Annotated in this window: 11 protein-coding genes; 6 read left to right on the top strand and 5 right to left on the bottom strand. The window is 61.7% G+C overall.

Annotation, left to right across the window (positions count from 1 at the left end):
• Positions 1-43: 43 nt before the first annotated feature.
• From AC0L28_RS12795 to AC0L28_RS12810, 4 genes are all read right to left on the bottom strand, one after another.
• Entirely contained in the window at positions 44-1,243 is a 1,200-nt protein-coding gene (locus AC0L28_RS12795) for a mandelate racemase/muconate lactonizing enzyme family protein (protein ID WP_473477759.1), read from the bottom strand.
• 17 nt (positions 1,244-1,260) lie between these two features.
• On the bottom strand, positions 1,261-2,616 hold the full coding sequence (locus AC0L28_RS12800) for a mandelate racemase/muconate lactonizing enzyme family protein (RefSeq protein WP_473477761.1): 1,356 nt from the start codon (positions 2,614-2,616) through the stop codon (positions 1,261-1,263).
• Positions 2,617-2,679: 63 nt separating this feature from the next.
• Entirely contained in the window at positions 2,680-3,846 is a 1,167-nt protein-coding gene (locus tag AC0L28_RS12805) for a mandelate racemase/muconate lactonizing enzyme family protein (RefSeq protein WP_473477763.1), read from the bottom strand.
• A gap of 58 nt (positions 3,847-3,904) precedes the next feature.
• The gene (locus tag AC0L28_RS12810; protein ID WP_473477765.1) at positions 3,905-4,612 is read right to left on the bottom strand and encodes a GntR family transcriptional regulator; all 708 of its coding nucleotides are present in this window, start codon (positions 4,610-4,612) and stop codon (positions 3,905-3,907) included.
• 212 nt (positions 4,613-4,824) lie between these two features.
• Here AC0L28_RS12810 and AC0L28_RS12815 point away from each other — a divergent pair, with 212 nt between their 5' ends.
• From AC0L28_RS12815 to AC0L28_RS12840, 6 genes are all read left to right on the top strand, one after another.
• The gene (locus tag AC0L28_RS12815) at positions 4,825-6,300 is read left to right on the top strand and encodes an ABC transporter substrate-binding protein (RefSeq protein ID WP_473477767.1); all 1,476 of its coding nucleotides are present in this window, start codon (positions 4,825-4,827) and stop codon (positions 6,298-6,300) included.
• 66 nt (positions 6,301-6,366) lie between these two features.
• On the top strand, positions 6,367-7,326 hold the full coding sequence (locus tag AC0L28_RS12820) for a carbohydrate ABC transporter permease (protein ID WP_473477769.1): 960 nt from the start codon (positions 6,367-6,369) through the stop codon (positions 7,324-7,326).
• Positions 7,323-8,213, top strand: coding sequence for a carbohydrate ABC transporter permease (locus AC0L28_RS12825; RefSeq protein WP_473477772.1), 891 nt, complete (start codon positions 7,323-7,325; stop codon positions 8,211-8,213). The genes AC0L28_RS12820 and AC0L28_RS12825 overlap by 4 nt, the downstream gene beginning before the upstream one ends.
• Before the next feature lie 10 nt (positions 8,214-8,223).
• Complete coding sequence (locus tag AC0L28_RS12830; protein ID WP_473477775.1) at positions 8,224-9,321, top strand: ABC transporter ATP-binding protein; 1,098 nt, start codon at positions 8,224-8,226, stop codon at positions 9,319-9,321.
• A gap of 84 nt (positions 9,322-9,405) precedes the next feature.
• Complete coding sequence (locus tag AC0L28_RS12835; protein WP_473477777.1) at positions 9,406-10,569, top strand: mandelate racemase/muconate lactonizing enzyme family protein; 1,164 nt, start codon at positions 9,406-9,408, stop codon at positions 10,567-10,569.
• A gap of 23 nt (positions 10,570-10,592) precedes the next feature.
• Positions 10,593-11,342 carry a ribonuclease activity regulator RraA gene (locus AC0L28_RS12840; RefSeq protein ID WP_473477779.1) on the top strand — a complete coding sequence of 250 codons (750 nt, stop codon included), beginning with the start codon at positions 10,593-10,595 and terminating at the stop codon, positions 11,340-11,342.
• Positions 11,343-11,406: 64 nt separating this feature from the next.
• Here the strand turns inward: AC0L28_RS12840 and fdhF are convergent, their stop codons facing one another.
• A complete protein-coding gene (gene fdhF, locus AC0L28_RS12845; RefSeq protein ID WP_473477781.1) occupies positions 11,407-14,196 on the bottom strand; it encodes a formate dehydrogenase subunit alpha in 2,790 nt (929 codons plus the stop codon).
• Position 14,197 lies beyond the last annotated feature (1 nt).

Consider the following 14,197-nt stretch of genomic DNA (forward strand, 5'->3'; position numbering starts at 1 on the left):
CCGGTCTGCAAAGCCAGACCGATGGCTGGCATCCAGGGAAGGTTTAGTCGAAGAAGCCCGCATCCTCTTCCCTGAGATGCTTTCGGGCTGCTTCGGCGTCGAGATCGAGGCCCAGCCCCGGCGCTTCCAGCAGATCCACCATGCTGTCCGTCACGATCTGCGACGGCAGGCCGATTACGAGGTCCTCCCACCAGGGGTCGGAGGCGCTCGGATATTCGAAGGCGATGTAGTTGGCGGGCAAGGTGGCGCAGACGTTGATCAACGCGCCGAGGCCAAGCAGGCCGTTCGCCGTGCCGTGCGGCGCCATCAGGATCGAGTGCATATGGGCGTGCTCGGCGACCCATTTGAGCTCGGCAATGCCGCCGATATCGGCAGGATCGGGGCCGATGACGCGCACCGCCTGCGTCTCGATCAGCTCCTTGAAATTGTGCCGCAGGTAAATCTGCTCGCCGGTATGGATTGGCGTCGAGGTGGAGGTTGTCAGCTCCCGATAGGCCTGCGGATTGACCCACGGCACATAGTCGCCAGTAAGCATGTCCTCCAGCCACATTAAATTGTACTTCTCGACCGCGCGAGCGAATTTGATCGCGTCGGGCAGCATCCAGCCCGGGCCGCAGTCGAGCGCCAGGCTCACCTTGTCGCCCAGCACTTCCTTCATCGCGATCACGCAGTCGAGCATGTGATTGAAACCGCGCTCGCTGATCATGCCTTGATCCATGGCACCGTGATAGCCGGCCTGCTTCTGCGTCACGCCGTAATGGAAGCTCTCAATGGTGTCCTTCATGTTGGAGTGGAACGAGATTCCTTGCTTGATCATGAAGAAGTTCTGCGGCTGCTCCATCATCCATTTGACGTCAGCGGCGTAATCCTCCGGCCGGTCGCCCGTGCGTTTCCTGCGGATCGAGCCGTTGTAGACGCGCACTTGGTCGCGCACCTTGCCGCCGAGCAGTTTGTAGGCCGGCACGCCTGCGGCCTTGCCGGAAATGTCCCACAACGCATGCTCGATAGCGCTTACCGCCGCGCCATAGGGCTTGAAAGAACCGCGTTGGCGGATCTTCAGCATCACCCGTTCGACGTCGGTCGGGTCCTCGCCGATCAGCGCCTCGCGAAAATGCAGGACCCAGGGCTTGAGATAGGGCTTGGTGTACTCGACCTCGCCCAGGCCATGGAGGCCCTCGTCGGTGACGATGCGTACGATGGGGTGCTTGCCGATGACGGCACAGCGGAGGTCGGTGATCTTCATCTCGGGTTCTTTTCGCCTCAGCTCCAGGTGCGATCCCAGGAATATTCGTCGTCCCAGTGATCCGTGGGCTGCCAGATGCCGGTGACGCCTGGTTGCAGGTGCTGCGAGATCACCTCGTCGACGACGTCGTCAATCCCCAGGCCCGGCTTGTCGGGAACGGTGATAAAGCCGTCCTTCACGAGCGGCCTGGCAACGCCGGTGACGATATCGTCCCACCAGTCGACATCGGCAGAGTGGTATTCGAGCGCCACGAAGTTTTCGGTCGCAGTCGCGACATGTGCCGCGGCCATCGCCGCGATCGGACTTTCCGCCATATGGATGGCCATGGCGACGCCGTAGTCCTGCGCCATGTCGCCGATCTTCTTGGTCTCGAGGATGCCCCCGCTGGTGAGCAGGTCCGGGTGGATAATGGAGAGGCCGCCGCTCTTGAGCAGAGGCTCGAAGCCCTCCTTGAGATAAATGTCCTCGCCGGTGCAGATCCGCACCGTGGTGGCGTCCTGCAGTTGTCGGTACTGCTCGGTGTACTGCCATGGGATCACATCCTCGAGCCAGGCCGGCACATATTTTTCAATCCGCCTGGCGAGGCGAATACCGTCCTGCAGTGAGATGTGGCCGACGTGGTCGATGGCGAGCGGAATATCCATGCCGATAACCTCGCGAACCTCGGCAATGTACTGCTCAAGCAAGTCGAGGCCCTTGTCGGAAAAGTGGAGGCCGGTAAACGGGTGGGGGACATTGTGCAAATCGTAGGCGGTGTTGCGGGCGCGCCGCTCTTCAAGGGTCTTGACCTGGCCGCGGCCGGGCTGGACGCGGTACCCATCAAGTGAGCCGGCAGGAGACACCACCGCACCGGGGACATCGGCGATCTGCATCAATCCCAGATCCATCTTGAGGAACGTGAAGCCGAGCGCCATGCGCTGCTTGAGGCGCTTGCCGGTCTCGGTGCCGCTAGGCACGGTGGCGTCGGTATCGCAATAGAGGCGCACCTTCTCGCGAAACCGGCCGCCGAGCATCTGGTAGATGGGCACGCCATAGGCCTTGCCGGCGAGATCCCACAACGCGATTTCGACCGCCGAGACGCCGCCCCCTTGCCGGCCGTGCCCGCCGAACTGCTTGACCCGGCGAAACAGGCGATCGATGTTGCAAGGGTTCTCGCCAAGCAGCCGGCTCTTCAGCATCAGCGCATAGGTGGCGCTGGCGCCGTCGCGCACCTCGCCAAGCCCGACGACGCCCTGGTTGGTGTAAATCTTGAGCAGGGTCGAGGTGAACGGCGCGCCGACGATTTCGGCAACCCGCATGTCGGTGATGCGGAGCTCGGATGGCTTGGAGTTCGCATTCACCCGATTGAGCGCCTCGTCGGCCGTCTTTGCCATGACTTGTCCTCGTTCTGGTGGATGGGGCATGTCGCTCGCACGCCGGGCCGGCATAGGGCGTTTCTAGCCCAGCTCGATCTCGTGGGCCTGCAGATAGTCGCGGTCCATCTCGATACCGAGACCAGGCTTCGACGTCAGCTTGAGGCTGCCGTTCGAGACGTCGAGCGGTCTGTCGATGAGGTGATCGTATTTGCCCAGGTTCCACTCCGACGTTTCGAGTCTGTAGAAGTTAGGAACGGTCATCATCACCTGTGCTCCCGCAACCACGTTGATCGGTCCCGCGGCGTCATGTGGCGAGACCGGGATGTAGTAGGCTTCGCATAGGGCAGAAATCTTCTTGAGCTCGGTAATGCCGCCGGTCCAGGTGACGTCCGGCATGATGTAGTCAGCGAGCCTGTTCTCGAGTACCGGCACGAAATCCCACTTCGTGTGGCCGCGCTCGCCCCACGAGATGGCAGCACTGACTTTTTCACGCACCTGCTTGAGGGCGTTCAGGCTCTCGGGCGGGCAAGGCTCCTCGAACCAGTCGATCTGGCCGGCTTCCTCAAGACTCCGACAGAGGCGAATGGCGGTGGGAACGTCGAAGCGGCCATGCGCGTCGATGAGAACGTCGACGTCAGGCCCCGCCGTTTCGCGGATCAGAGCCGTGAGTTCGGCGGCTTCGCGCTCGTCCTTGCGGGTCATGCTGCCATCGAGGTAGCCGTCCCGCTGTTCGCGGGGCAGGCCATCGGCGCTGTGGCCCTGGTGGGGGAAAGGATCGAACTTGAGCGCAGTGTGTCCGGACTCGACGATGTCCAGAATTTCGCGGACCACCGCCTCCTTGCTGGTGAATTTGGCCTGGTTGGGATGGGTGTAGAGCGCGATTTCATCGCGTAACGGTCCGCCCAGCAGCTCGTAAATCGGCCTGCCGAGGACTTTGCCCCGGATGTCCCAGAGGGCTATATCGATGGCGCTCACGCATTCGACGGCGGCGCCGCGGCTGCCCATATAGGTGAAGCTGCGAAAGATCTTGTGCCAGAGATGCTCGATACGCGCTGGATCCTCGCCTGTCACGGCGACGCCGATCTGCCGCAGGATCGCGCAGAGAGCGCGGTTGACGAGCCTTGTCGTGGTGGTGATCTCGCCCCAGCCACTCACCCCCTCGTCGGTCGTCACTTCGACGAACAGGAACTCTCCCCAATAAGAAGCATCGGACTTGATCAGCCACGGCCGAATGCTCGTGATTTTCATCTCAATTCCTTATCTCAAAGGGTCAGGGCTAACGATGTTCGAGACCGGACCTTCGTTCCTATCCGGCCCGAGCGGCGCTGCGCGCACGCATCTGTTCGAGAATATGCCGGCCGGAACCCTCGACATGGCGGGAAACGAGTTCGGCCGCCTTGTCGGCTTCTCCCGCTTTTACATGCGCGATGAGTTCGCGGTGCTCGCGAATGATCGCGGCACGCCGCGCCAGCGTGAAATTGAAACGCCGGCTCACGGCTCGCAGCACCTCGCGATGCTTCCACCAAAGTTCGGCGGCATGGCGGTTATAGTGCCGCTGGTACATCACGGTGTGGAAAGCGGTATCCAGCTCACTGTGCCTGAATGTGTCGGCAAAGTTGTTCTCTTCAATCAGCCCCTGCAGACGTTCGAGTTCGGCGATATCCTCGCCGGTCGCCATATTCACAAACCATCGCGTCAGGGCCGGCTCGATCAGAACACCGATTTCATAGATATCCCGGACAAAATCCTGATCTATCGGTCGCACGCGCGCCCCGCGGTTGGGGAGAAAGGTGACAAAACCCTCCCCGCGCAACAGCTGCAGGGCCTCGCGCACGGGGTTGGTCGAGGTGCCGTGACGCCGGGCGAGATCGGTGACCACAAGCCGTTCGTTGGCGGCGAGCCGTCCCTCGATGATGTCCTCCCTGATCAGTTCATAAAGCGAGGCGCCCTCGCTGGAGGCCATGGGGTCAGTCTCCACCGGTGGCATGGCTTTAAAATCATCTATTTCGGCCAAAGCCCGGCTCCCCTGATCAATACATGCCCTGCCCGTTATCACACACGGTTTTCACAAACAATGTACGATCCAGCGCGTTGACAGGCAATCCATGATCTGAAAACGTACAAAATGATCGAGGGGATACATAGAACAGAAGGCGTCCCGCGGTCGAACGAGCTAGACCGCTTTGCCTCGGCGCAGGGCGGCATGGAGAACCAGGGAGGATACCTATGACGAGGATTACGCTCGGCAGTGCGGTCCTGCGCGGCACTGTCGCCACTGCTTTGATAGCATCGCTGATGTCCACATCGGCGCTGGGAGCGCCAGTCGACCTCAGCAAGTGGTCGCCGGAATATGTGCGCTCCATTGCCGGCACACAGGATTTTGACACCGCGGCCGATTGCGCCAAGGTCACCCCGCTCGACTACAAGGGGCGACTGACTTTCTGGTATCAGGGCGTGTTCGAGGGCGACCCCGACCTTTTGCGCCAGTACTACAAGGATTTCTTCGAGACCTTCCGCAAGACCTATCCGAACATCCAGCTCGAGGAACAGGCCCTCACCTACAACGATCTTCTTGACAAGTTCCGCACGGCGCTCCTGGGCAATGCCGCGCCGATGGCGGTCCGCCTGCAAATCCTAGGTGGTAACGAGTTCGCCTCAAAGGGCTACCTGGAGCCGCTCAAACCCGAGGATGTCGGGTATTCCACCGAGGATTTTTGGCCCGGCGCCATGAAGGCCGTGACCTGGGAGGGGGTGACCTACGGCATTCCAACCAACAACGAGACGATGGCGTTCATCTGGAACGCCGACATCTTCAAGCGTGCGGGCCTCGATCCGGACAAGGCTCCGGCAACCTGGGACGACGTCGTCAAGTATTCCAAGCAGATCCACGACAAGCTCGGCATTGCCGGTTATGGCCTCGTGGCACGCAAGAATGCCGGCAATACGCCGTACCGCTTCATGCCGCAGCTGTGGGCCTATGGCGGCGGCGTCTTCGACGAAGCCACCGAGAACCCGACCTATGAGGATGTCAGGCTCGATAGCCCGCAGAGCAAGGCCGCGCTGCAAGCCTCGTACGACATGTATGTTCGCGACAAGTCGGTTCCGGTTTCGGCACTCACCAACCAGCAGGCCGACAATCAGCCCCTGTTCCTCGCCGGCCAACTCGGCATGATGATCTCGCATCCGTCCGACTACGACGTCATGCTCGACCTGCAGAAGAAGGCGACGGGCGCCGACAAGGACAAGGCGCAGACCGTCATCGACAACATGCGCTACGGCCTGATTCCCACTGGCCCCGACGGCAAGCGCGCAGTCGTTTTCGGCGGCTCGAACATTCACATCCTGAAGCCTGAATATGTCGAGGGCGGCAAGGTCGACGAGCCGGCCGCAAAGGCTATCATCTGCATGTGGACGAGCCCTGAATGGTCGCTGAAGATGGCCTATGCCGGCTCGAACCCGGGCAATCTTAACGGCTTCAAGACCAAATGGATGAAGGAACGTCTGGACAACATCAAGTTCCTCGACGTGACGACCTCGATGCTGCCATACGGCATCCCGTTCCCGGCGCTGCCGCAGGCTCCCGAGATCATGAACATCATCGTGCCGGACATGCTGCAGAATGCCCTGACCGGAGCGATGACCGTCGACGAGGCAGCGGACGACGCGGCCAGGAAGGTAAGAGACCTGATGGGCGGACTCTAATCCAGGCCTGACCGGCTGCACCGATAGTGCAGCCGGTTCGTTAAGAACAAACAAGGGCGCGCCATAGTGACGATCGTGACCGGCAAGGCCGAGGCTCGCCGAAGAGTGCAATCCGGCAGGTCCGGCGTGCTACGCCTGATATGGGAGCATCGCGCCGACTACGCGTACGTGCTCCCTGCGATCGTCGTGATGCTGATCGTCATCGCCTATCCGATCTACTACACAATCGAGCTGTCGTTCTTCAAGACGCCGCCTGGCCTGCAGCTTCGCGACAAGACCTTCATCGGCTTAGACAACTACACGACTATCCTCACCAGCGAGGTGTTCTGGAGGGTCACCTGGAACACTCTGATCTGGACGCTGGGCTCCACTTTGATTGCCTTTGTCCTGGGGTTTGCCACCGCGCTGGCGCTCCACCGCGAGTTTGTCGGCCGCGGCGTGCTGCGCGCAATCCTGATCATTCCCTGGGTCATCAGCGCGGTCGCCGCCTCCTATATCTGGAAGTGGATCTATCATTCGGACTTCGGAATCATCGGTGCGGTGCTGGTCGGCCTCGGATTGGCCGACCGACCGCCGAATTTCATCGACAGCGTCAGCACGGTGCTGCCATCCCTGATCGTCGTCAATATCTGGCGCGAGTTTCCGTTTGCCATGATCATGATGATGGCCGGCCTGCAGACCGTGCCCGAGCAGTTGCTGCGCGCCGCGCAGGTCGACGGCGCCAGCGCCTGGCAGCGCTTCTGGCACGTCACCTTCCCGCACTTGCGCAACGTCTCGACGGTGACAATCTTGCTGCTGGCGGTGGCCAACTTCAATTCCTTCATCATCCCCTGGATCATGACCGGCGGCGGGCCGTCCAACGCATCGCATATCTGGATCACTCACATTTATGAGCTCGCCTTCGGCCGGCAGCGCTGGGGCGTGGCATCTGCCTATTCGGTGCTGCTGTTCCTCACCCTGATGACGCTCGGCTACTTCTACGTCCGTGCGCTAAGCGGCAACGAGCGGCAAGAGGGGAGCGCATGAGCACGACTGCCGAGACAGCCCCGCGAGCCCTGAGCCGTCGCCGGGTGCGCGTCGACGGATGGCGGTGGACCGGGCGCATCTTCCTCGCGTTCATGCTGCTTTACACCGCGGTGCCGATGATCTGGATGCTGATCACCTCGATCAAATCCGGGTTCGCGGCTATGGAATTCCCGCCGCAATGGTGGCCGGACGAACCGACGCTCGCCAGCTACCAAAAACTGCTCGATCCCCAGAACAGCGTCGGCCAGGATTTTCTCCGCTTCTTCTGGAACAGCCTTTTCGTGTCGACCGTTACGACAATCCTCTCGGTGATCGTCGCCGTCCCTGCGGCCTACGCGTTTTCGCGCTTCAGTTTCCCCGGCCGGAATTTCCTGTTCTTTTCCGTGCTGCTGCGCAACATGTTCCCAGCGGTGATATTTCTCGTACCGCTGTTCATCCTGATGCGCCTGCTCGGCTTGATGAACACGCACGGCTCGCTGATTCTCACCTATCTCACCTTCGGCCTGCCGTTGGCGATCTGGTTGCTCAAGGGCTTTTACGACAACATTCCGGTGCAGCTCGAGCAGGCGGCGCGCATCGATGGGGCAACGCGGTTCCAGGCCTTCATCCTGATTGTGATGCCGCTCTCGGCGCCGGGGATCATCGCCACCGCGATCTATTCGTTCATCGGCGCGTGGAACGAGTACATCTACGCCTACACCTTCCTCACCAAGAACGACCAGTTGACGCTGCCGGTCGGCATCCAGCGCTTCTTCTCGGAAAACACGACAGACTTTCCGGGCCTGATGGCGGCCAGCTTCATGATGAGCGTGCCCGTCGTGGTGCTGTTCCTCGTCCTGCAACGATACTTCGTACGCGCCCTTACAGAAGGCGCGGTCAAGCACTAGGGAGTTGCCGATGGCCCACGTGGCCCTCAAAGATCTCGTAAAATCCTATGGCGGCTTCAAAGCCGTCAATGACGTGTCGCTGACGGTCAATGACGGCGAGTTCGTTGCGCTCGTCGGCCCTTCAGGCTGCGGCAAGACAACCACGCTCAATCTCGTCGCGGGGCTGATCCCGATCACGTCGGGCGACATCGTCATCGGCGATCGGGTGGTCAACGACCTCGACCCCAAGGACCGCGACATCGCCATGGTGTTCCAGAATTACGCGCTCTATCCGCAGAAATCGGTTTACAAGAACCTGGCGTTCCCGCTGCAGATGCGCAAACTGCCCAGGGACGAGATCGACAGGAAGGTCAAGGAAGCGGCGCGCGTGCTCGACATGACGCACCTGCTCGAGCGCAAGCCGCGCGAACTTTCGGGCGGGCAGCAGCAGCGGGTGGCTCTGGGCCGTGCGCTTGTCCGCGACCCCGCCGTGTTCCTTATGGACGAGCCGCTCTCCAACCTCGACGCCAAACTGCGCGTGCAAATGCGGTCTGAGATCAAGCGCTTCCATCAGGACCTCAAGGCGACGATCATCTATGTGACGCATGACCAACTCGAAGCCGTCACCATGGCCGACAAGATGGCGGTGATGAACGGCGGCTACCTGCAGCAATATGATTCACCGGCGCAGGTCTTTGCCCATCCCGTCAACATGTTCGTCGCCAGCTTCATCGGCAGCCCGGCGATGAGCCTTATTCCGCTGCAGGCATCGACGGCAAACGGCAACGCTGTGTTGACCAGCGCAGAGGGCTGGAGCTTCGAGCTCTCGCCGCGCAACGCCCGGAAGGTCGCGAGCGCAACGACCAGCAAAATCGTGCTCGGCGCACGTCACTCGACGATCAAGCTGCGCAACAGCGCGGTCCCCGGCGCCATTCCGGCCAAAGCCTACACGGTGGAGCCGACCGGAGACGTCACCTTCGTGCAGGCGTTCCTGTCCGGCGCCATCGTCAATGTCAGCGTGCCGCCGAACATTGCCGTCGCGCCCGATGAACAGATCTGGCTCGAGTTCGACCAGGAGCGGATGCACCTGTTCGACGGCGAAACCGAAATGGCCCTCAAGGCCAACTGAGACGGGCGCCAAACTGAGACCGGGCGCCAACCGTGACGGGGCGCCAACTAATACAGGGCGGATGCGTTTGAAACGTGGGCGTGGATGACTACGAAGCTTAAGATTACCGCGATCAAGCCCTATCCAGTGTGGGTAGGAACGCGCAACCAGATGCTCGTCAAGGTCGAGACCGACCAGGGCATCTTCGGCTGGGGCGAGAGCGGCTTGAGTGGTCGCGAGAAGGCGGTGGCCGGCGCGGTCGAGCACTATCGCGAGTTTCTCATCGGCCGCGACCCGATGCAGATCGGCCGGACCTGGCAGGAGCTTTATCGCAGCCAGTACTTCGAAGGCGGACGTGTTCTGCAGGCGGCGATTTCCGCCATCGACATCGCCCTTCACGACATCAAGGGCAAGGCGCTGGGAGTGCCGGTCTACGAGCTGCTAGGCGGCAAGCAGCGCCACCGCATCCCCACCTTCGCCTCGACCGGAGACGAGGCCGAAGGTGACGCTGCCATCGAACGAGCCCGCGAGCTGCGCGCACAGGGGTGGCAGGCGATCCGCTTCTTCCCCGCCGGGCAAAACAGCAGGGACATCTTCGAGCCGCGCGAGTCGATCGGCGCTACCGCCAGTATCCTCAACAGGGCGCGCGAGGCGCTGGGCGATGACGTCGTCCTCGGCATCGACTATCATCATCGGCTGTCGGTGGCCGAGGCGGCGAGCTTCTGCAACAAGCTCGGCCGCGGCGTGCTTGATTTCCTCGAGGAGCCGATACGGGACGAGACACCGGGTGCCTACGAATCGCTGCGTACGATGACCGACATCCCCTTTGCCATCGGCGAGGAGTTTTCCAGCAAGTGGCAGTTCCTGCCCTACATCGAGCGCGGCATTCATCAGTTCAACCGGCTCGATGTTTGCAATGTCGGCGGGCTTACCGAGGCGATGAAAGTCGCTGGCTGGAGCGAGGCGCACTATGTGGACCTGATGCCGCACAATCCCCTTGGTCCGGTGTGCACGGCCGCGACCGTGCATCTCGCTGCCGCGGTACCCAACTTCGCGTGGCTCGAGACCAGGGAACCCGAAACAAAGCTGGGCTTCGACAATTCCGACTTCTTCCCCGTGCAACCACGGCTTGACGGGACCGACTATCCGGTCGGCGATTTGCCGGGGCTCGGCGTCGAGGTCAACGAGGAGGCGATCCAGGCGGCGAGCTTTCGTTTTTGGGAAGCGCCTCACCTTAAGCGCCGCGACGGTTCTGTTACGAACTGGTAGTTGCCTTTCAACCGGAGTCCACCATGACACATGGTCCCGACATCACGCGGCCGCCAAAAGACCTAATCGACGCGCTGAGGGGGATCGGCGCCGCGACGGTTGCCGGCACGCTTGGCCACATGGGTTTTCGCAATCCGCACATGGTCGGACCGGTGGCGCAGAACCACGGCAAGTCGATCGTCGGGCCGGCGCTGACGCTGCAGTTCATGCCACAGCGGCCGGACCTGTTCACCGAGGGAGAATATGCCGATCCGGAGACGCAGCTGCATCGGCACGTGCTTTATCACGCACAGGCGGGCGATGTGGTCGTGGTCGACGCGCGCGGCGACATGAGCTCGGGCGTCTTCGGCGATATGATGTCGACGTATTTCAAAGGCAGGGGCGGCGCCGGCATCGTCATCGATGGATGCATGCGTGACCGGCCCAATGTTGAAAAGCTCGATCTGCCTCTATGGCTGCGCGGCTGGACGCCGAACTATCATGTGCAGACCAGCATTTATCCCAATGCCGTCAACGTTCCGATTGCCTGCGGCGGTGTCACGGTGATCCCCGGTGACATCATCGTCGCCGACGACGACGGGGTGGTGGTGCTTCCCGTCGCAATGGCCCCGGCGGTAATCGAAGAATCACAGAAGCATCACGATTGGGAGGAGTTCTCGCGAGTGAAGCTGATGGAGGGCGGGCCGTTGCAACGCTACTATCCGCTGCATGACGATGCCCGCGGGGAGTACGAGGAGTGGCGCAAAACAAACCGCTTGGAGAACCCCGGTTAGCGCATGGATTACCCCGTGGCGGGCGGCAGCTGGCAACCGTTCACAGATGGCGCGCGGTACTGGTTTATTCGGCAGCTTCGGCCCTCGCCGCCGGCGCAATTCGCGCGGCGCAGTATTTGAACTCCGGGATCTTGCCGTAGGGGTCCAGCATCGGATTGGTGAGCATGTTGGCCGGACTTTCGTTGAAGCAGAACGGCATGAACACCATACCGTCGGCGACCTCCCGGTCGGCGCGCAGGATGGCGTCTACCGTCCCGCGCCGGGTCTCGACCGCAATCATCTCTCCTTGGCGCAGGCCGTACCGCTTGATCTCATAAGGGTTCATCGCAGCGATGCCTTGTGGTTCGATCGCGTCCAGCACGCCCGCCCGGCGGGTCATCGAGCCGGTGTGCCAATGCTCGAGTAGGCGGCCGGTGGTGAGCACCAGTGGAAACTCTTCATCGGGCACTTCGTCAGGCGGCAGCAAATCGGCCGGCACGATGCGGCCGCGTCCGTCCGCGGTCGGGAATCCGGACGAGAAGATGATCTCATTGCCGGGCTTTTCGGGACCGTCGGCCGGATAGATCACCGAACCTTCGCGCTCGATGCGGTCCCAGGAGATATGTTTCAAGGACGGCATCACGGCCGCCATTTCCGCATAAACATCCGAGACATGGCCGTAATTCCAGTCCAGACCGATGCGCCTCGCCAGTTCGACAATCAGTTCCCAATCCTGGCGCGCTTCGCCCGGCATGTCGAGCGCCGGCCGGCCGATTTGCACTTGCCGGTTGGTGTTGGTGTATGTGCCGAGCTTTTCGGCATGCGCCGAGGCCGGCAGCACCACATCGGCGTGCCAGGCGGTCTCGGTCAGGAAGATGTCCTGCACTACGAGATGGTCGAGCATGGCCAGTGCTTGCCGGGCATGGGTCTGGTCCGGATCGGACATGGCCGGGTTCTCGCCCAGTATGTACATGCCCTTGATTTCGCCGTCATGGATGGCGTCGATGATTTCGACGACCGTCAGGCCGCGTTTCGGGTCCAGCGTCTGACCCCAAAAGTTCTCGTATGCGCCGCGGATGTCGATGTTCTCGACCGATTTATAGTCGGGGAAATACATCGGGATGAGCCCGGCATCGGATGCGCCCTGCACGTTGTTCTGGCCGCGCAGTGGGTGCAGGCCTGTTCCCGGCCGGCCGACATGTCCGGTGATCAGCGCCAGAGCGATAAGGCAGCGCGCATTATCGGTTCCGTGTGTGTGCTGGGAAATCCCCATGCCCCAAAAGATGATCGACCGCTCGGCGGTCGCGTAGGTGCGGGCGACGTCGCGCAGCACGCTCGCCTCGATGCCGCAGACCTCGGCCATCGCCTCGGGCGAAAAATCCTTCACCTTGGCCTTCAGGGCCTCGAATCCGGAAGCGTTGGCCTGGATATATTGCTCGTCGTAGAGCTTTTCCTCGACGATGACGTGGATCAACGCGTTCAGCATGGCGACGTCGCTGCCAGCCTTGAATCGCAGCGAATGCGACGCATGGCGCATCAGGTCCTGGCCGCGCGGGTCCATGACGATCAGCTTGGCGCCGCGCTTGGCCGCCTGCTTGAAATAGGTCGCGGCGACCGGATGGTTGGTGGTCGGCCGTGCGCCAATAACGATGATGCATTCGGCCTTCAGCGCGTCGTTGAAGGGCGCCGAAACCGCACCCGAACCGACGCCTTCCATCAGCGCCGCCACCGAAGATGCGTGGCAAAGCCGCGTGCAATGGTCGACATTGTTGGTGCCAAAACCCTGGCGCACCAGTTTTTGGAACAGATAGGCCTCTTCGTTGGAGCCTTTCGCCGAACCGAAACCGGCCAGCGCCTGCCCGCCATAATCCCTGAGGATCGTCTTCAGCCCGCCGGCGGCGCGCGCAAGCGCCTCTTCCCAGGTAGCCTCACGAAAAACGGTCAGCGGATCGACGCCGCGCATATCGGCATCGCCCGACTTCGGCGCATCGTCGCGCCGGATCAGCGGCTTGGTCAGGCGTTCAGGCGACATCGCATAGTCGAAGCCGAAACGACCCTTGACGCAGAGCCGGTTCTCGTTGGCATAGCCATTGCGGCCATCGACCTGGACTATTCTGTTGTCCTTGACCGCAACGCTGGTCTGGCAACCGACGCCACAGAACGGGCACAGCGTGTCGACGACCTTGTCGAATTCCTGGATGACCCGGGTCTTGCCTGCCTCATCCATCAGCGACTTTTCGTAGAGCGCGCCGGTCGGGCAGGCCTGCACGCATTCACCGCAGGTGACGCAGGTCGACAGGCCCATCGGATCGTGCATGTCGAAGACGGGAAGCGAGTGATTGCCGCGCTCGGCCATGCCGATCACATCGTTGACCTGGACTTCGCGGCAGGCCCGGACACAGGCGCCGCAAGTGATACAGGAATCGAGATTGACGGCAATGGCGGGATTCGTGATGTCGAATTCTGGCCGAACATCATCCGTGGCGAATTTCGAGCTGTAGCGACCGCCGGAAATGCCCATCGAACCAGCCCACCGCCAGAACATCGACTGCTGATCCGGACCGTCGGCCGCCGGCCGCATGTTGCTGGCGAGCAGCTCGAACACCATCTGGCGCGATTTCGTGGCCCGTTCGGTATTCGTCTTCACCACCATTCCGGCGGAAGGCTTGCGGATGCAGGAGGCGGCAAGCACCCGTTCGCCCTCGACATCAACCATGCAGGCGCGGCAATTGCCGTCTGGCCGATAGCCGGGCATGTCGACATGGCACAGATGCGGGATCCTGGTGCCTTCGCGCTTTGCAACGTCCCAGATCGTCTCGTCGTCAGCGGCTGTGACCGTTTTGCCGTCGAGGGTGAATATGACGCCATCTGCCATT

Source organism: Mesorhizobium sp. WSM4847 (assembly GCF_055811335.1).

What these genes read in the sequence shown, in the direction of transcription:
- AC0L28_RS12815 (WP_473477767.1), top strand. Translation starts at nt 4,825, where the DNA reads ATGACGAGGATTACGCTCGGCAGTGCGGTCCTGCGCGGCACTGTCGCC.
- AC0L28_RS12835 (WP_473477777.1), top strand. Translation starts at nt 9,406, where the DNA reads ATGACTACGAAGCTTAAGATTACCGCGATCAAGCCCTATCCAGTGTGG.
- fdhF (WP_473477781.1), bottom strand. Translation starts at nt 14,196, where the DNA reads ATGGCAGATGGCGTCATATTCACCCTCGACGGCAAAACGGTCACAGCC.
- AC0L28_RS12840 (WP_473477779.1), top strand. Translation starts at nt 10,593, where the DNA reads ATGACACATGGTCCCGACATCACGCGGCCGCCAAAAGACCTAATCGAC.
- AC0L28_RS12825 (WP_473477772.1), top strand. Translation starts at nt 7,323, where the DNA reads ATGAGCACGACTGCCGAGACAGCCCCGCGAGCCCTGAGCCGTCGCCGG.
- AC0L28_RS12795 (WP_473477759.1), bottom strand. Translation starts at nt 1,243, where the DNA reads ATGAAGATCACCGACCTCCGCTGTGCCGTCATCGGCAAGCACCCCATC.
- AC0L28_RS12830 (WP_473477775.1), top strand. Translation starts at nt 8,224, where the DNA reads ATGGCCCACGTGGCCCTCAAAGATCTCGTAAAATCCTATGGCGGCTTC.
- AC0L28_RS12805 (WP_473477763.1), bottom strand. Translation starts at nt 3,846, where the DNA reads ATGAAAATCACGAGCATTCGGCCGTGGCTGATCAAGTCCGATGCTTCT.
- AC0L28_RS12800 (WP_473477761.1), bottom strand. Translation starts at nt 2,616, where the DNA reads ATGGCAAAGACGGCCGACGAGGCGCTCAATCGGGTGAATGCGAACTCC.